Origin of the sequence: Proteus sp. CA142267, from assembly GCF_003336825.1 — a bacterium.
Classification (GTDB): domain Bacteria; phylum Pseudomonadota; class Gammaproteobacteria; order Enterobacterales; family Enterobacteriaceae; genus Proteus; species Proteus terrae.
Map to the genome: position 1 here is coordinate 1 of NZ_QPMG01000007.1, position 17,429 is coordinate 17,429.

The following is a 17,429-nucleotide window of genomic DNA, read 5'->3' on the forward strand; positions in this document are numbered from 1 at the left end:
GAAGAGTCAAGAGTTTTTTCAAACTTTTTTCTTTTCTCTTCGCTGTCCTTCGTGGCTGTTGTCAGCTCATCGTCGGTCAGTGGATGCGCATTATAGGGAGTTCTCGGATTAGCGCAAGTATTTATTTCAACTTTTTTTCTGTTCGCTTTTTTTTTCAACAAAATAAAGAAAAACGCTCTAATTTTATGCTGATAGCGTGAAATCCGAACAGCTTTCTCTAGCTGACTCACGTAAGATAGAAGACAAATTATGGTATAGGTAACCTTTATTATGCAATTTAGCGAACAACGTTCAGCTTCTCAAAAAAATCTTTCTTATATAGTTGCTGAAAAATTAGGTAAACAAATTCTTTCTGGTCACTATGAACCTGAATCTTTGTTACCAGGAGAAATAGAATTAGCAGAATTACTCTCCGTCAGCAGGACTGTTATTAGAGAAGCAATAAAAATGCTTGCTGCTAAAGGAATGCTTTTACCTCGTCCAAGAATAGGTACTCGTGTCACTCCAATGCAAAATTGGAATCTATTAGATAATGATCTTCTTAATTGGTGGATAGACAGTGGTGAATTTAATAAAGTCAGCCACTATTTCCATCACGTTCGTTTAGCAATAGAACCTCAAGCCTGTTATTTAGCCGCATTTAATGCAACCGAAAGCCAAAAACAGTCTCTTGCTTTATTTGGCAGAGAAATGCAGTTACTTGATGAGAATTTTGACAGACAACATTGGCTAGATATCGATACTCAATTTCACTATCTCATTTATCAAGCAAGTGGCAATCCGTTCTTTGCCTCTTTTGGCTCATTATTTCTTTCTGCTTATAAAAAGTATTTTGATCTTATTGTGGGCAATGAAACCGTTCAACCGGAAACACATAACCAAATTGTTCAGGCAATTATTGATAAAGATGGAAATAAGGCGCGTGATCTCTGTTTAATTTTATTAACCAGTGATTGAATAGTTTTAATACAAATTTTGTAGGTTTTCTGTTTATAATGAAGCGATAATCAAAATATAGAACAAAGACGGTATATGCTTCATGTTGAAATCCGCCAAAAATATGTCTGGGTTGCCTTGGATTGCTGCAATGGCTTTTTTTATGCAGGCTCTCGATGCAACCATTCTTAATACGGCATTACCAGACATAGCAAAAAGCCTTAATCATTCTCCTCTCGCGATGCAATCGGCTGTTATCAGCTATACCTTAACTGTTGCATTATTGATCCCCGTCAGTGGATGGTTAGCCGATAGACTTGGAACGCGTAAAATTTTTATTATTGCGGTTTCTTTATTTTCTGGTGGCTCTTTATTATGTGCACTTTCTCCTAACCTCACTTTTCTTGTTATTTCACGAATTATACAAGGTATAGGTGGCGCAATGATGATGCCGGTTGCACGCCTTGCTTTATTAAGAGCTTATCCACGCAGCGAATTACTGCCCATTCTCAACTTTGTCACAATGCCAGGATTAGTAGGCCCCATAGCTGGACCTCTTTTAGGAGGGATATTGGTTACTTATGCCTCTTGGCATTGGATATTTATTATAAATATTCCTATTGGCCTATTAGGTATTTTCTATGCCATCAAGCATATGCCTAATTTCACTATGCCAAAACGAAAGTTTGATTTACTTGGCTTTATTTTCTTTGGTTTTGGCTTAGTCATGCTTTCTGTCAGTCTTGATCTTTTTGGTGATAAAAATATCTCTCGCTATATTCCTATTGCCATTATTTTAGGTGGATTTTCTTTACTAGGGTTATACGTCAATCATGCAAGACGCCACCAGCAACCACTAATCCCTCTCAATATATTTAAAACACGCACATTCTCTGTCGGTATTGCAGGAAATATTGCAACAAGATTAGGAACTGGGTGTATTCCTTTTTTAATGCCACTTATGTTGCAAGTGGGTTTTGGTTACCCTGCAATAATTTCCGGTATGATGATGGCACCAATGGCTTTAGGTTCTATTTTAGCAAAATCATTTGTCACAAAGATCTTAGTAAAATTTAGCTATCGCCGAACACTCTTTGCTATCACAATTATTATTGGTTTGATGATAGCCCAGTTCTCACTTCAATCACCAGATATGTCTATTTACTATCTTGTCATTCCACTCTTTTTATTAGGGGTGGTCATGTCTATACAATTTACATCAATGAATACAATTTCATTGGCTGATTTAACAGACAACAATGCAAGTTCAGGAAATAGTGTTTTGGCTGTCACCCAACAATTGGCAATAAGTTTTGGTATTGCAGTAAGTGCTTCTATTTTAGGATATTTTGATACAGAGAATGTGGGCACTACGGTTGATAACTTCCATTATACTTTTATTACTGTTGGTATCATTACATTGCTGTCTTCCTTTGTATTCTTACTCCTTGATAAACATGATGGCGATAATCTAACTAATAAAAAGAGAAAAGCCTGATAGCTTTATTCAAACTAAAAAAGAGAGCCTAGGCTCTCTTTTTCTTTATATATAGAAGAAACACCCTATAAGGATGAAGCTAAAAAAGTATCCACTTCATGACGCCAAGGCACTGATGGTTGAGCGCCTGCTCGAGTGACAGCAATGGCAGCCGCAGCATGAGCAAATTTAATCGCTGACATCATAGATTGCCCTTCTAATAAAGCAGTGATTAACGCGCCATTAAATGTATCACCTGCTGCGATGGTATCTACTGCTTTCACTTTAAATGCAGGAACGATACAACCTTTATTATTTTGCTCACTCACCCAAACTCCACGGCTTCCTAATGTAATAAGAACCGTTTTAATACCTTTATTATGTAAAACATCCGCTGCTTGTTGAGCACTTTCATCATCGATGACTTTAATTCCAGTCAGATATTCAGTCTCTGTTTCGTTTGGCGTAATAATATCGACAAGTGATAACAGCTCATCAGGTAATTCCTGAGCTGGCGCTGGATTTAATATTACTTGCACATTTTCTTGTTTAGCGATTTCTGCGGCTTTCAAAACAGAATCAAGTGGTGATTCTAATTGCATTAATAGAGCATCAGCTTCTTTTATTATATTCCCATGGCGCTGAACATAACTTGCATCTAGTTGCCCATTAGCACCAGCATGAATACCGATGACATTTTCACCCTGCTGATTAACAAAAATCAGCGCGACACCTGTTGCTACGTCATCAATTAACTCAATGCTCTTGGTATCAATGTTATCCGTCATTAATTGAGCTTTGGCTTTTTTACCAATATCATCATTTCCTAGACAAGCAAGAAATGAAATATTCGCACCACAACGCCCAGCGGCGACCGCCTGATTAGCACCTTTACCGCCAAATACCATTTGAAATTGGTTACCTGAAATAGTTTCACCAGGAAGCGGAAAATGGGCAACATTAAGAATATGATCAGCATTAACACTACCTAAAATCACAAGTTTCTTCGCTTCCATGATTTTTCCTTACTCTCAGTAATAAATTCTAGATGTATCGCATAAATGACATTCAATATTTTAAACCGATCATCTCAGCAACATTAATGAAAAAACGTGATCACCATCGAAACGTTTCGCTAGTAAAACAAAAAAGAACCAAAAATAAGCAGTAGGAAGCTGAATCGATTTTTGTTATAAACAATTTGTGTGCTAATAGAATGTTTGACTATATGTCAGCAATCCTTTTCTGATATTTTCAGGATGATGACGAAAATAAGTACCCATTATTAGGAGTGTTTATGCAACTTGCAGAGCGGATTTCACAACTTAGCCAATATCTTGAAACTGGGCTTTATGAGCGACAGTCAGCTATCCGTCTTTGTCTACTTGCAGCACTGAGTGGTGAGAGTGTTTTCTTACTTGGCCCTCCAGGTATTGCTAAAAGTTTAATAGCCAGAAGAATGAAAGAAGCCTTTAAAGAGGCTAAAGCTTTTGAATACCTAATGACGCGTTTTTCAACCCCTGAAGAAATTTTTGGCCCTTTATCTATTCAAGCTTTAAAAGATGAAGGTAAATATCAGCGTTTAGTTGAGGGATATCTACCTGATGCTGAAGTTGTCTTTCTTGATGAAATATGGAAAGCAGGGCCCGCTATTCTTAATACGTTATTAACAGCGATTAATGAGCGTAAATTTAGAAATGGAGAAGCTGAAGTTGCTATTCCAATGCGTTTATTAGTCTCTGCCTCTAATGAGCTACCTGATTCAGACAGTAGTCTTGAAGCACTATATGACCGAATGCTTATCCGTATTTGGCTAACCAAAGTTCAGGATAAGAAAAACTTTCGTGCACTACTCATTAATAAAGAAGTAGGCTCTTTTCATATTCCAGAACATATCCAAATTACCGCAGAAGAGTTCTCTCGTTGGCAATCAGAATTAGAAAAGGTCACTTTAGATGACCACTTATTTGATTTAATTTATCAACTTCGTGAGTCTTTAGATAAAAGTGATGCCGCACCTTATGTTTCAGATAGACGTTGGAAAAAAGCGGTACGCCTTTTACAAGCCAGTGCTTTTTTTAATGGCCGTAGTGCTATTTCACCATTAGATCTTATTTTATTAAAAGATTGCCTGTGGCATGACCAAGCATCATTTGCATTATTAGATAAGTTATTACAAAGCCTTTTAACAGAACAAGCCTACCATCAGCTAGAGTTGATTAGAAAAACAGAAAGTTTATGGGCTGAGTGGATGCAATCAACAAGAAGTAAACAAGATCAGCAGGCCTTTCGTTTTGAAAAACAAAGTGGAATGTTTGGACGAAATGCACATTTTAGCCTATCAGAAAAAATGCAGGTTGATAAATTCACGTTGTTTTTACATATCCCTCTGCATATCCATAGTATTCAAGTTAACTTTATTACTATCGAGCAAAAAGCATTAGAAAATTTTTTAGCTAAAGGGGATGAATTATTAGCGCGTTTAAATGGTATTGGTTTCCCACAATCAATTAATGCGCAAATACGTCAAGATGGTGTATTAGAAATTTTAGATGTGAGTCGTCGAACAACATCTCTTTATCAACAAAAAGAGACAGCGCCTGCTGCTCCTATTGAAAATAACAAAGAGTGGCTAGATAAATTAAAAGATCTGACTCAAGAAATTTATGGTGAGCAGGAAAAATTTAATCATCATCAACCAAATTTATTTATTGATAATGATTGGCTTATTTCCATCGAGCAAAGTTTTGTTCAGCTTAATGAAAAATTATCGCAATTAAAAAGCCAAATAAAGTAATGATATTATGCTGACACTTTCAACATTAGATATGCTTTTAGCCATAAATGAAGGGCAGCTTATTGAGGAAGTTATTATTGCTGTACTTGCATCACCTCAATTAGCGGTATTTTTTGAAAAGCATCCAAGACTCAAAAAAGCCTTACTTAAAGATATCCATCAATGGAAAAAAAGCTTACAGCAAAGAGTAAAAGAAACCTTAGTACCTACTATGATTGCTGATGAATTTGCCCTTTATCAACAAACTCAGTCATTAGGTAACGCCATATTTAATCAGCAAGTAGAGCAAATACTGGCTGAATTAAACAAGCTAGACTCCTCTTTTATTGAAGAAGCATCACAACTAATTAAAACCAATAAACCTTTTTCACCAGCTCAACAAGCTTTGTTTATTCAACACTGGCGGATAAGTTTAATTTTCCAAGTCACAGCATTACACAAAGCGCTATTTGACCAAGAACAAGAGCAACTCCTCGCTGAACTACAAGAACGTTTAGCGTTAAGTGGAAGCTTAAGTAATACATTCTCAGAAAATGAGCGTGCAGCAGGGCGTTTATGGGATATGAGCAAAGGCGTTTTAACAAAAACACCTTTCGATGAGAAAATTATTCAACGTTATAGCGACTTTCTCGATCAACAACCTGAATTACATAAACTCGCAAGTTTGCTTGGGCGTAGCAAAACAGCCAAATCACTTCCTGAAGAGAGTGTGATTTTTGAACCTGTGACTATTGTTGAGAAAGCACCCGATACAACACCAGAGCAAGTCAATGGAATAGGGCTCAGTGATGATATCTTGCGCTTACTTCCTGCCGAACTCGCCTTGTTAGGTATTAATGAAATCGAATATGAGTTTTATCGAAAGCTGGTGGAAAAGCAGCTCAATACTTATCGGTTACAAGGGGATAATTGGCAAGAGCGCACTGTATTGCGTCCAGTAACTCATCACCATGATGAAGAAAGACCGAGAGGGCCTTTTATTGTATGTATTGATACATCAGGTTCAATGGGGGGATTTAACGAACAGTGTGCTAAAGCTTTTGGATTAGCATTGATGAAAATAGCGCTAGCTGATAATCGTTCATGCCATGTGATGTTATTTTCCACTGAAACTATACATTACCAGTTGTCATCGTCTAATGGCCTACAAGATCTTATCAAGTTTTTGAATCAATCATTTAGAGGGGGAACAGATTTAAGTGCTTGTTTAGATAATGTCGCGGAAAAACTTAATAGCCCAGCATGGAAAGATGCTGATGCTGTTGTTATTTCTGACTTTGTCGCCCAAAGGTTACCCGAAAACCTAATCAACAAAATCAAAAAAAGCCAACAGCAACAGCACAATCGCTTCCATGCGGTTACCCTATCCAATTACGGTAAACCCAGCATCATGAAAATCTTTGACCATATATGGCGTTTTGATACTGGATTAAAAAGTCGTTTACTTCGACGCTGGCGCCAATAATTACAGCATATCGGCGAAAGCTAAACGGGTGTCTTTTTCCCACACGCCGCATTGTACTTGTCCAATGTGCTCTTTTTGTAACAATAGCATCACTAAACGAGATTGACCGATACCGCCACCGATAGTTTGTGGCATATCACCATGCATTAATGCTTTGTGCCAATCCAGCTCAAGGCGTTTAGTATCATCTGTTAATGTTAACTGACGCATTAATGTTTCAGGATCGACACGGATACCCATTGATGACAATTCAAACGCATCTTGTAGAACAGGGTTCCAGACAAGAATGTCACCGTTTAAACCTTCAAATCCGTCTTCGTTTGGTGTCGTCCAGTCATCATAATCAGGTGCTCTCACATCATGAGGTTCACCACTAGAAAGCTTACCGCCAATGCCAATTAAGAAAACGGCGCCATATTCTTTTGCAATCGCTTTTTCACGACCTTTAGCATCAAGGTCAGGATAACGACGCAGTAACTCTTCAGTGTGGATAAATTGAATTTGATCTGGCAGGAACGGTACCAGACCAAATTCTTCACTGACGGCTTTTTCAGTTTCTTTTATTGCCTGATAAATTTTACCCACTGTCTGTTTAAGATAAGGAACTGTACGCTCTTTATCTTCCATCACTTTTTCCCAATCCCACTGATCAACATAAACCGAGTGGATTTGAGTTAAGCGATCTTCGTCTGGTCGCAAAGCTTTCATATGAGTATAAAGACCTTGCCCAGAACTAAATCCAAAACGACCTAATGTTTTACGTTTCCATTTAGCTAATGAATGGACAACCTCAAAAGTAGAATCTGGTAAAGATTTGACTTTAACTTGTACTGCCTTCTCATGGCCTGATAAGTTATCTTGAGTTCCATCACCAAGGCGACTTAAGATCGGTCCTTGAACTTCAATCAGTCCTAATTCTTTTTCCAGCAGTCGTGAAAAATAAGATTTAACAAAGCTAATTTGCTGTTGAGTCTGGATGAATGATTTTTCCATTTTTGTATCCCTAGTGATGATGTCGTGTTTTGCTGATATAGATTAAGCAACAAAACGGGTATTAAATTCAATATACTTCATTAAAAATAGCCTTGCTTGTTTTAAATCGTTAAAAATAACGCTATAAAAATGTATTATCGTTAAAAATAGAGGGGAATTATGGACAATATTTATCAGATCGATAATCTCGATCGTGACATACTTCACGCATTAATGGCGAATGCGAGAACACCTTACGCTGAATTAGCCAAAAAATTCGAAGTTAGCCCAGGCACAATTCATGTTCGAGTTGAGAAAATGAAGCAGGCGGGAATTATTACAGGAACTCGAGTTGATATTAGTGAAAAGCAACTCGGTTTTGATGTCTGCTGCTTTATTGGCATTATTCTTAAAAGTGCAAAAGACTATCACACAGCATTAGATAAACTAGACAAGTTAGATGAAGTTGTAGAGGTGTACTACACAACAGGGCAATACAGTATTTTTACTAAGGTTATGTGTAAAAGTATAGAAGCCTTACAAGACGTACTTATCAACAAAATTCAGACAATTGATGAAATTCAGTCAACAGAAACCCTGATCTCACTGCAAAACCCGATAATAAGGACGATCAAGCCATAAGGGTAAATTCTTATTTTTTTTTATAACCACATTATCCACAGGTAGATCCCAAGTGATTCACAGCGTACAATAGCGCGTCTTGAACATAAGGAGATCATTAATGAAAAAAGTCACTCTTATTAGTGGCAGTACCATGGGTAGTGCTGAATATGTCGCAGAACACCTTGCAGAGATCTTATCTGATGAAGGATTTGAGACAGATCTGCACCATGGGCCTTCTCTTAATGATCTTCCAAATGAAGGGATCTGGCTGGTGGTCACATCAACGCATGGTGCGGGTGATATTCCTGACAACCTACTGCCTTTTGCTAATGAAATATCTGCTGATTCCGTTGATCTTAGTAATATCACCTTTGGTGCGATCGGCATAGGAAGTAGTGAATATGACACTTTCTGCGGTGCGATCAGAACATTGGATCAAAAATTGGTGGAAAAAGGGGCAACTCGCCTTGGCGATCGTCTCGAAATTGATATTCAAAAGTACGATATTCCGGAAGATCCAGCAGAAGAATGGATAGCTTCTTGGAAAAATTTATTTTAATTTGCACAAAAAAACAGCAAACGAATGTGGATAACTCTGCTTAAAAGCAGGGGTTAACCCGTAGTTATCCATTGTATAAGGCTATATCAAGAAATGACTTGTGCATAAGTCGTCATTTTGATCCCAGCTTATCAGCAGATAGATCACGGATCATTCACAGTATATGATCCTTTACACTTTTATGATCTTTAAATAGAAAATCCACTTATCCACAGAGGATCGCTTCCCTAATAAAAGATCTAATAAAGAGATCTTTAAATAAAAAGATCTTTAAATAATTACCTGCGGATCTGCTCGCTTGTATCTGTCAAAAAGTTGAGTAGAATTCGTTTTCCCAATGCAACACATTCAGCATTCGTAACATTTAAGGTTCACACATGTTTTATCCAGAACACTTTGACGTCATTGTCATCGGTGGTGGTCACGCCGGTACAGAAGCCGCTATGGCTGCAGCTCGTATGGGGCGTCAAACCCTATTACTGACCCACAATATTGATACTTTGGGCCAAATGTCTTGTAACCCAGCTATTGGTGGGATTGGTAAAGGGCATCTGGTAAAAGAGATCGATGCCATGGGTGGATTAATGGCAACTGCTATTGACCATGCAGGTATCCAATTCAGAACTCTTAACGCAAGTAAGGGCCCAGCTGTAAGAGCAACAAGAGCACAAGCTGACCGTGTTCTTTATCGCCAAGCTGTTCGTACTACTCTTGAAAATCAACCTAATTTAATGATCTTCCAACAACCTGTTGAAGATCTCATTGTTGAAAACGACCAAGTGACAGGTGCTGTCACTCGCATGGGCTTAAAATTCCGTGCTAAATCTGTTGTTCTAACCGTCGGGACTTTCCTAGATGGTAAAATCCATATTGGTTTAGAAAATTACAGTGGTGGTCGTGCAGGTGATCCACCTTCAATTTCGTTATCACACAGACTACGCGAATTACCGCTACGTGTAGGTCGTTTAAAAACAGGTACACCACCGCGTATTGATGCTAGAACTATCGACTTTAGCCAATTAGCTGTTCAGTTGGGTGATACTCCAATGCCTGTTTTCTCGTTTTTAGGAAATGTGGATCAGCATCCTGAACAAATGCCTTGCCATATCACATACACAAACGAAAAAACGCACGATGTTATTCGTAATAACCTCGATCGTAGCCCAATGTACGCTGGTGTCATCGAAGGAATAGGGCCTCGTTATTGCCCATCTATTGAAGATAAAGTGATGAGATTTGCTGATCGTAACTCACATCAAATCTTTTTAGAGCCAGAAGGTTTAACAAGTAACGAAATTTACCCAAATGGGATTTCAACGAGCTTACCTTTTGATGTTCAAATGCAAATTGTAAATTCTATGAAAGGTATGGAAAATGCGAAGATCATTAGACCTGGCTATGCTATTGAATATGACTTCTTCGATCCTAGAGATCTAAAACAAACTCTAGAAAGCAAATTTATCAACGGGTTATTCTTTGCTGGCCAAATTAACGGTACAACCGGTTATGAAGAAGCTGCTGCTCAAGGTATGCTTGCAGGTCTTAATGCGGCACGTTATGCCTTCGATCAAGAAGGTTGGTTCCCACGTCGTGATCAAGCATACATTGGTGTGTTAGTTGACGATCTTTGTACTCTTGGTACAAAAGAGCCATACCGCATGTTTACTTCTCGTGCTGAATATCGCTTGATGTTACGTGAAGATAATGCTGATTTACGTCTAACTGAAATTGGTCGTGAATTAGGTATGGTTGATGACAACCGTTGGGCACAATTTAGTGAAAAAGTTGAGCTTGTCGAAAAAGAACGTCAACGTTTAAGAAATATTTGGGTTCATCCACAAGCTGATAATCTTTCAGAAATCAATGAATTGCTGAATACGCCATTATCTAAAGAAGCTAATGGTGAAGATTTATTACGTCGCCCAGAAATGACTTACGACATACTGAAAAACATCACTCGTTTTGCACCGGGTATTGATGATTCAAAACCGCAAGCTGCTGAACAAGTTGAGATCCAAGTTAAGTACGAAGGCTACATTAATCGCCAGCAAGAAGAGATCGAAAAGCAGCTACGCAATGAAAATGCCGCGTTACCGATTGATCTGGACTATAAACAAGTCAGCGGATTATCTAACGAAGTTATTGCAAAACTTAACGATCACAAACCAACATCGATCGGACAAGCATCGCGGATCTCAGGAGTCACACCTGCTGCTATTTCCATTTTATTAGTTTGGTTAAAAAAACAGGGCCTATTACGCAGGAGCGCATCATGAGTGACTTACTTAATCGGCTAAAAAAGCTGGCTAAGCAAGCCAATATTGAGCTTACCGATATTCAAGCTGAAAAACTTACAGGTTATGTTGCGATGCTTGATAAATGGAATAAAGCCTACAATCTCACATCAGTAAGAGATCCACAGCAAATGCTTATTCGTCATATCTTGGATAGCATTGTTGTGAGCCAATATCTTGAAGGTGAAAGATTTATTGATGTGGGAACTGGACCTGGATTGCCAGGTATTCCATTGGCGATAATGCGTCCCGATCACCATTTTGTGTTATTGGATAGCTTAGGTAAACGCGTTCGCTTTATGAAGCAAGTTCAGCATGAACTAGGACTTAATAATATTGAGCCAGTTCAATACCGTGTTGAAGAATACCAAACAGAGAAGCCTTTTGATGGCGTTATCAGTCGAGCATTTGCCTCTATGAACGATATGCTCTCTTGGTGCTCTCATTTAGTGACTGAAGAACACGGTCGTTTTTATGCATTGAAAGGACAAATTCATCAAGAAGAGTTAGATGAACTTGCTGATAATGGATTAAAAATGCCTGAAAAAGTGATTAGCTTATCGATACCTGAATTGAATGAACAAAGACATTTGGTGATTATTTAATCAAAAATATTGAGTCTCACTGATCCTTTTTCATTTTTTGTGCTCTGGCGATAATATTTACAATGTTATCGCCATTTGTTTTATGGGGATTTATGAGGAACATTAAAATTCACCTTAATAAAACAATAAATTAACAATTTATTATCTTTTACTTTAATCCTCTTTGTAACCTTAGTTTTTCTCTTTTTATTTCCAAAATAAATTAATAATTCTGTGCATTATAAAAATATTGAATTTATTTAATTGAAAATTGGCTAATTATTTTTCAATTGCCACTAATTTGTTCATAAAAGGGAGTTTATTTGTTAACTCTGTTATATATTTTATGAAATAAGCTTTATTTATACTTTTATATTTGTGATGTAAATCACTTTATTTATTTTCTTCAGCACTATTATTTTTACTCTTTTTGTTCTTAATCATTTTTCATAAATGGAACCTTGGTAAGAAATTTAAATTAATCTTCACTTTTTCGCTACTTATTGATTGAATTCATTGCCACGCCCCGTATAATTTGCTCGTTTTTGTCACTTGACACTTTATAGCAAAGACAGTTTGATACATCATTCAGTAATACCTTTTACGATAGCTAGTCTGGAGAATACAAACGTCATGTCTGTCTCCCTCTACAACGGGAAAGTTGCACTGAAACTGTTATTTTTGCAGTTTATGACTTTTGTTATTCTCAGTGCGAGTTTCTACTTAAAGAGTACAGACTGGAGTTTTTCGGCTTTTTTAGGCGGATTGGCATGTTGGTTACCCAATATTGCTTTTCTTTTGTTAATGCGCTTACAAAAAGTCAACGAAGAAGAAGCTCCAGTTCGCATAAACTGGCTTTTTGCTTTCAGTGAAGGGTTGAAGGTTATATTATCAATAGCCTTGCTGATTGTTGCTTTAGGAGTGTTTAAAGCGGCATTTGCACCACTGGTCATGACCTACTTAGCGGTGCTTGTTATGCAGGTCGTTGCACCAGCCGTCATTAACGGTTAGCGTTTTTAACAACAAAAGGGTAATTGGCATCATGTCTGCATCAGGAGAAGCATTAACCACTAGAGACTACATAGGTCACCACCTGAATAACCTTCAGTTGGACCTGCGTACTTTCGAGTTGGTCAATCCCCATGCTGAAAATGCGCCATCATTCTGGGTGTTAAATATTGACTCACTTTTCTTTTCAGTATTGATGGGAGCACTATTCCTATGGCTGTTTAGAAAAGTAGCAGTAAGAGCAACCAGTGGCGTACCGGGAAAATTCCAGACTGCAGTAGAAATGATCATCGGTTTCGTTGATAGCAGCGTCCGTGATATGTATCACGGAAAGAGCAAGGTCATTGCACCTTTGGCATTGACTGTGTTCGTTTGGGTGCTGTTAATGAATGCCCTGGATTTATTACCAATCGACTTCATCCCTTATATCGGTGAACACATCTTAGGGTTACCAGCGTTACGCATCGTTCCGACTGCGGACGTGAGTATTACTCTATCGATGGCAATTGGTGTATTTATCCTGATCCTTTTCTATAGCATTAAGATGAAAGGCATAAAAGGGTTTACAAAAGAGCTGACTTTACAGCCTTTTAATCACCCAATTTTTATTCCTATCAACTTAATCTTGGAAGGGGTAAGCCTGCTATCAAAACCTGTTTCCCTCGGTCTTCGACTGTTTGGTAACATGTATGCAGGTGAACTGATCTTTATTCTTATTGCTGGTCTGTTACCGTGGTGGTCACAGTGGTTATTAAGCCTTCCTTGGGCAATATTCCACATACTGATTATTACGTTACAAGCATTTATTTTCATGGTTCTAACGATTGTCTATCTGTCGATGGCATCTGAAGAACATTAATTATTAACTCTTTGAAGAAATAACTGAAACAAACTGGAGACTGTCATGGAAAACCTGAGTATGGATCTGCTGTACATGGCTGCCGCTATTATGATGGGTTTAGCTGCAATCGGTGCTGCAATCGGTATCGGAATCCTCGGAGGCAAATTTTTAGAAGGTGCTGCTCGCCAGCCTGATCTGATCCCTCTTCTGCGTACACAGTTCTTTATCGTTATGGGTCTGGTTGACGCCATCCCAATGATTGCTGTGGGTCTGGGCCTTTACGTGATGTTTGCTGTTGCCTAATGATGGCAATGAGCAGTAAAAGCATCAAGTTAGTTAATAACCAAGAAAGAGGTATTGTGCTGTGAATTTAAATGCAACAATCCTCGGCCAGGCCGTCGCATTTGTCCTGTTTGTTTTGTTCTGTATGAAATTCGTATGGCCACCAATTATGGCGGCCATTGAAAAACGTCAAAAAGAAATTGCTGACGGTTTATCATCTGCAGAACGTGCTAAAAAGGACTTAGATTTAGCGAAAGCCGATGCAGGCGATCAGCTAGCGAAAGCAAAAGCAGAAGCTCAAGCAATCATTGAATCCGCGAATAAACAACGCACTCAAATGATTGAAGACGCTAAAGCAGAAGCAGAGCAAGAACGTAGTAAGATCGTTGCACAAGCTCAATCCGAATTGGATGCAGAGCGTAAACGTGCTCGTGAAGAACTTCGTAAACAAGTCGCAATGCTGGCTATCGCAGGTGCCGAGAAAATTATTGAACGTTCCGTGGATGAAGCTGCTAATAGCGACATCGTTGATAAACTGGTCGCTGAACTGTAAGGAGGGAGGGGCATGTCTGAAATAGCAACGGTAGCTCGCCCCTACGCCAAAGCAGCTTTTGACTTTGCTGTGGAAAACCAGGCTGTCGATAAATGGCAGGTTATGCTGGCGTTCACCGCTGAAGTAGCACGCAATGAGCAGGTAACCGAATTACTTTCTGGTTCTTTAGCATCAGAAAAACTGGCTGACATCTTTGTTGACCTTTGTGGCGAACAATTAGATGGTCATGCTCAGAATTTAATTCGTGTTATGGCTGATAATGGCCGTTTATCAACGTTGCCTGAAGTATTGAGCCAATTTATTCAATTGCGCGCAGTACTAGAGTCAACGGTTGACGTTGAAGTAACTTCTGCCATTGAGCTAACTAAACAGCAGCTAGCTAACATTTCTGCAGCGATGGAAAAACGTCTATCACGCAAAGTGAAGCTGAATTGCAAAATTGATAAGTCTGTTATCGCAGGCATGATTATACGCGCCGGTGACCTCGTCATCGATGGCAGTATTCGTGGCCGTTTAGAGCGATTAACGGACGTCTTGCAGTCTTAAGGGGACTGGAGCATATGCAACTGAATTCCACTGAAATCAGCGAACTGATCAAGCAGCGCATTGCTCAGTTCAATGTAGTGAGTGAAGCTCACAATGAAGGTACGATTGTATCCGTTAGTGACGGTATCATTCGTATCCACGGTTTAGCCGAAGTTATGCAGGGTGAGATGATCGCACTGCCGGGTAACCGTTTCGCTATCGCACTGAACTTAGAGCGCGACTCTGTTGGTGCGGTTGTGATGGGTCCTTATGCTGACTTAGCAGAAGGCATGAAAGTTAAATGTACAGGTCGTATTCTGGAAGTACCTGTAGGGCGTGGTCTGCTTGGCCGTGTGGTAAACACACTGGGTGAGCCGATTGATGGTAAAGGTGCAGTAGAGCATGATGGATTCTCACCTGTTGAGATGATTGCTCCTGGTGTTATCGACCGTCAATCAGTTGATCAGCCTGTACAAACAGGTTACAAATCCGTCGATGCCATGATCCCAATCGGTCGTGGTCAGCGTGAATTGATCATCGGTGACCGTCAAACAGGTAAAACTGCTCTGGCTGTCGATGCGATCATCAACCAACGCGACTCTGGCATTAAATGTATCTATGTCGCTATCGGTCAGAAAGCCTCTACTATTTCGAACGTTGTTCGTAAATTAGAAGAACATGGCGCGTTAGAAAACACCATTGTTGTTGTTGCTTCTGCATCAGAATCAGCAGCGTTGCAATACCTAGCTCCTTATTCAGGTTGCGCAATGGGTGAATACTTCCGTGACCGTGGTGAAGATGCCCTGATTATTTATGATGACCTGTCTAAACAGGCTGTCGCATACCGTCAAATTTCACTGTTACTTCGTCGTCCACCTGGACGTGAAGCATACCCTGGTGACGTTTTCTATCTGCACTCCCGTTTACTGGAGCGTGCTGCTCGCGTTAATGCTGAGTATGTAGAAGCTTTCACTAATGGTGAAGTTAAAGGTAAAACCGGCTCTCTGACTGCGTTACCAATTATCGAAACGCAAGCAGGGGACGTTTCTGCATTCGTTCCTACGAACGTAATCTCTATTACCGATGGTCAGATCTTCTTAGAATCTAACCTGTTTAACGCAGGTATCCGTCCAGCTGTTAACCCAGGGATCTCCGTATCTCGTGTTGGTGGTGCAGCTCAGACTAAGATCATGAAGAAACTTTCTGGTGGTATCCGTACTGCACTTGCGCAGTATCGTGAGCTGGCAGCATTCTCACAGTTCGCTTCAGATCTGGACGATGCTACCCGTAAACAATTGAACCACGGTCAGAAAGTGACTGAATTGCTGAAACAGAAACAGTACGAACCAATGTCTGTCGCACAACAGTCTTTATCACTGTTTGCAGCAGAACGTGGTTATCTGGAAGATGTTGAAATTTCAAAAGTTGTGCCATTTGAAGCGGCTTTATTAGCTTATGCCTCTCGTGAACATGCTGATTTATTGAAAGAAATCAACCAGACTGGTACTTATAACGAAGAAATCGAAGCGAAGCTGAAAGGCGTGCTAGAAAACTTCAAAGCGACTCAGTCCTGGTAATAACTATTCGGCCTAATAGTTAAACATTAGGCCGTCTGGTTCATGAGGAGAAGCAGAAATGGCCGGCGCAAAAGAGATACGTTCGAAGATCGCCAGTGTGCAAAACACACAGAAGATCACTAAAGCGATGGAGATGGTCGCCGCGTCGAAAATGCGTAAAACGCAGGAACGCATGGCAGCCAGCCGTCCTTATGCAGAAACCATGCGCAGTGTGATTGGTCACCTTGCGTTAGGGAATCTGGAATACAAACATCCATACCTCGAAGAGCGTGAAGTTAAACGTGTCGGGTACCTGGTTGTTTCGACCGACCGTGGTTTGTGTGGTGGTTTGAACATTAACTTGTTCAAAAAACTGCTGGCAGACATGAAAGAGTGGTCTGAAAAAGGTGTGCAGGTAGATTTAGCACTAATCGGTTCTAAAGCCGCTTCATTCTTTGGCTCAGTAGGCGGGAATGTTGTTGGTCAAGTAACTGGTATGGGTGATGATCCAAAACTGTCAGACCTTATCGGTCCAGTCAATATCATGTTGCAGGCTTATGACGAAGGTCGTTTAGATAAACTGTATGTGGTGGCAAATAAGTTCATCAATACCATGGCTCAAGAGCCTAAAATTCTTCAGGTTTTACCATTACCACCAGGTGATGATGAAGAGCTGAAAGAAAAATCTTGGGATTATCTGTACGAACCTGATCCTAAGGCGTTACTGGATACTTTACTGCGTCGTTATATCGAATCGCAAGTTTACCAGAGCGTCGTAGAGAACTTAGCGAGTGAGCAGGCCGCCCGAATGGTCGCGATGAAAGCCGCTACAGATAACGGTGGTAACCTGATTAAAGAACTGCAATTGGTGTACAACAAAGCACGCCAAGCAAGCATTACTCAGGAACTTACAGAAATTGTGTCTGGTGCAGCCGCGGTATAACAGCTAGGTTTAC

General features: G+C 39.6%; 18 protein-coding genes. 15 read left to right on the forward strand and 3 right to left on the reverse strand.

From position 1 onward, the window contains the following. Nucleotides 1-230 (reverse strand): hypothetical protein (locus C0T34_RS18225; protein ID WP_109850223.1); only part of this gene is annotated, 230 nt, incomplete at its 3' end. 40 nt (nt 231-270) lie between these two features. Between C0T34_RS18225 and C0T34_RS12210 the strand changes: the two genes are divergently transcribed. After that, a complete protein-coding gene (locus tag C0T34_RS12210; RefSeq protein ID WP_023583311.1) occupies nt 271-957 on the forward strand; it encodes a FadR/GntR family transcriptional regulator in 687 nt (228 codons plus the stop codon). A gap of 82 nt (nt 958-1,039) precedes the next feature. Next, entirely contained in the window at nt 1,040-2,434 is a 1,395-nt protein-coding gene (mdtD, locus tag C0T34_RS12215) for a multidrug transporter subunit MdtD (protein WP_098941553.1), read from the forward strand. A gap of 65 nt (nt 2,435-2,499) precedes the next feature. Here the strand turns inward: mdtD and rbsK are convergent, their stop codons facing one another. Next, on the reverse strand, nt 2,500-3,429 hold the full coding sequence (gene rbsK, locus C0T34_RS12220) for a ribokinase (RefSeq protein ID WP_098941552.1): 930 nt from the start codon (nt 3,427-3,429) through the stop codon (nt 2,500-2,502). A gap of 281 nt (nt 3,430-3,710) precedes the next feature. On the opposite strand from rbsK, the gene ravA reads away from it, so the two are divergent. Next, nucleotides 3,711-5,210: an ATPase RavA gene (gene ravA / locus C0T34_RS12225; RefSeq protein WP_098941551.1), complete on the forward strand. Its 1,500-nt coding sequence runs from the start codon at nt 3,711-3,713 to the stop codon at nt 5,208-5,210. 7 nt (nt 5,211-5,217) lie between these two features. After that, the gene (gene viaA, locus C0T34_RS12230; RefSeq protein ID WP_098941550.1) at nt 5,218-6,675 is read left to right on the forward strand and encodes an ATPase RavA stimulator ViaA; all 1,458 of its coding nucleotides are present in this window, start codon (nt 5,218-5,220) and stop codon (nt 6,673-6,675) included. On the opposite strand, the gene asnA is transcribed toward viaA, so the two are convergent. Next, a complete protein-coding gene (gene asnA / locus C0T34_RS12235; protein ID WP_098941549.1) occupies nt 6,676-7,668 on the reverse strand; it encodes an aspartate--ammonia ligase in 993 nt (330 codons plus the stop codon). It lies immediately after the preceding gene. 159 nt (nt 7,669-7,827) lie between these two features. On the opposite strand from asnA, the gene asnC reads away from it, so the two are divergent. The 11 genes from asnC to atpG all read left to right on the forward strand — a co-directional run bounded on the left by asnC (nt 7,828) and on the right by atpG (nt 17,416). After that, the gene (gene asnC, locus C0T34_RS12240; RefSeq protein ID WP_023583317.1) at nt 7,828-8,289 is read left to right on the forward strand and encodes a transcriptional regulator AsnC; all 462 of its coding nucleotides are present in this window, start codon (nt 7,828-7,830) and stop codon (nt 8,287-8,289) included. Between the two features lie 100 nt (nt 8,290-8,389). Next, the gene (mioC, locus tag C0T34_RS12245; RefSeq protein WP_098941548.1) at nt 8,390-8,830 is read left to right on the forward strand and encodes an FMN-binding protein MioC; all 441 of its coding nucleotides are present in this window, start codon (nt 8,390-8,392) and stop codon (nt 8,828-8,830) included. A 377-nt stretch (nt 8,831-9,207) separates the two neighbouring features. Continuing rightward, the gene (gene mnmG / locus C0T34_RS12250; RefSeq protein ID WP_109850224.1) at nt 9,208-11,106 is read left to right on the forward strand and encodes a tRNA uridine-5-carboxymethylaminomethyl(34) synthesis enzyme MnmG; all 1,899 of its coding nucleotides are present in this window, start codon (nt 9,208-9,210) and stop codon (nt 11,104-11,106) included. Then, nucleotides 11,103-11,729, forward strand: coding sequence for a 16S rRNA (guanine(527)-N(7))-methyltransferase RsmG (gene rsmG, locus C0T34_RS12255; RefSeq protein WP_109850225.1), 627 nt, complete (start codon nt 11,103-11,105; stop codon nt 11,727-11,729). Before mnmG ends, rsmG begins: the two co-directional genes overlap by 4 nt. A 612-nt stretch (nt 11,730-12,341) precedes the next feature. Then, the gene (gene atpI, locus C0T34_RS12260; protein ID WP_098941545.1) at nt 12,342-12,719 is read left to right on the forward strand and encodes a F0F1 ATP synthase subunit I; all 378 of its coding nucleotides are present in this window, start codon (nt 12,342-12,344) and stop codon (nt 12,717-12,719) included. A gap of 31 nt (nt 12,720-12,750) precedes the next feature. After that, on the forward strand, nt 12,751-13,575 hold the full coding sequence (gene atpB, locus C0T34_RS12265; RefSeq protein WP_023583322.1) for a F0F1 ATP synthase subunit A: 825 nt from the start codon (nt 12,751-12,753) through the stop codon (nt 13,573-13,575). A 45-nt stretch (nt 13,576-13,620) separates the two neighbouring features. Further along, nucleotides 13,621-13,860, forward strand: a complete 240-nt coding sequence (gene atpE, locus C0T34_RS12270) for a F0F1 ATP synthase subunit C (RefSeq protein WP_004246596.1) — start codon at nt 13,621-13,623, stop codon at nt 13,858-13,860. Nucleotides 13,861-13,921: 61 nt separating this feature from the next. Beyond that, complete coding sequence (gene atpF / locus C0T34_RS12275; RefSeq protein ID WP_036914499.1) at nt 13,922-14,392, forward strand: F0F1 ATP synthase subunit B; 471 nt, start codon at nt 13,922-13,924, stop codon at nt 14,390-14,392. Nucleotides 14,393-14,404: 12 nt separating this feature from the next. Next, on the forward strand, nt 14,405-14,938 hold the full coding sequence (gene atpH / locus C0T34_RS12280; protein WP_006534344.1) for a F0F1 ATP synthase subunit delta: 534 nt from the start codon (nt 14,405-14,407) through the stop codon (nt 14,936-14,938). A gap of 14 nt (nt 14,939-14,952) precedes the next feature. After that, nucleotides 14,953-16,494, forward strand: a complete 1,542-nt coding sequence (atpA, locus tag C0T34_RS12285; protein WP_006534343.1) for a F0F1 ATP synthase subunit alpha — start codon at nt 14,953-14,955, stop codon at nt 16,492-16,494. 58 nt (nt 16,495-16,552) lie between these two features. Then, nucleotides 16,553-17,416, forward strand: coding sequence for a F0F1 ATP synthase subunit gamma (atpG, locus tag C0T34_RS12290; RefSeq protein ID WP_006534342.1), 864 nt, complete (start codon nt 16,553-16,555; stop codon nt 17,414-17,416). Nucleotides 17,417-17,429 lie beyond the last annotated feature (13 nt).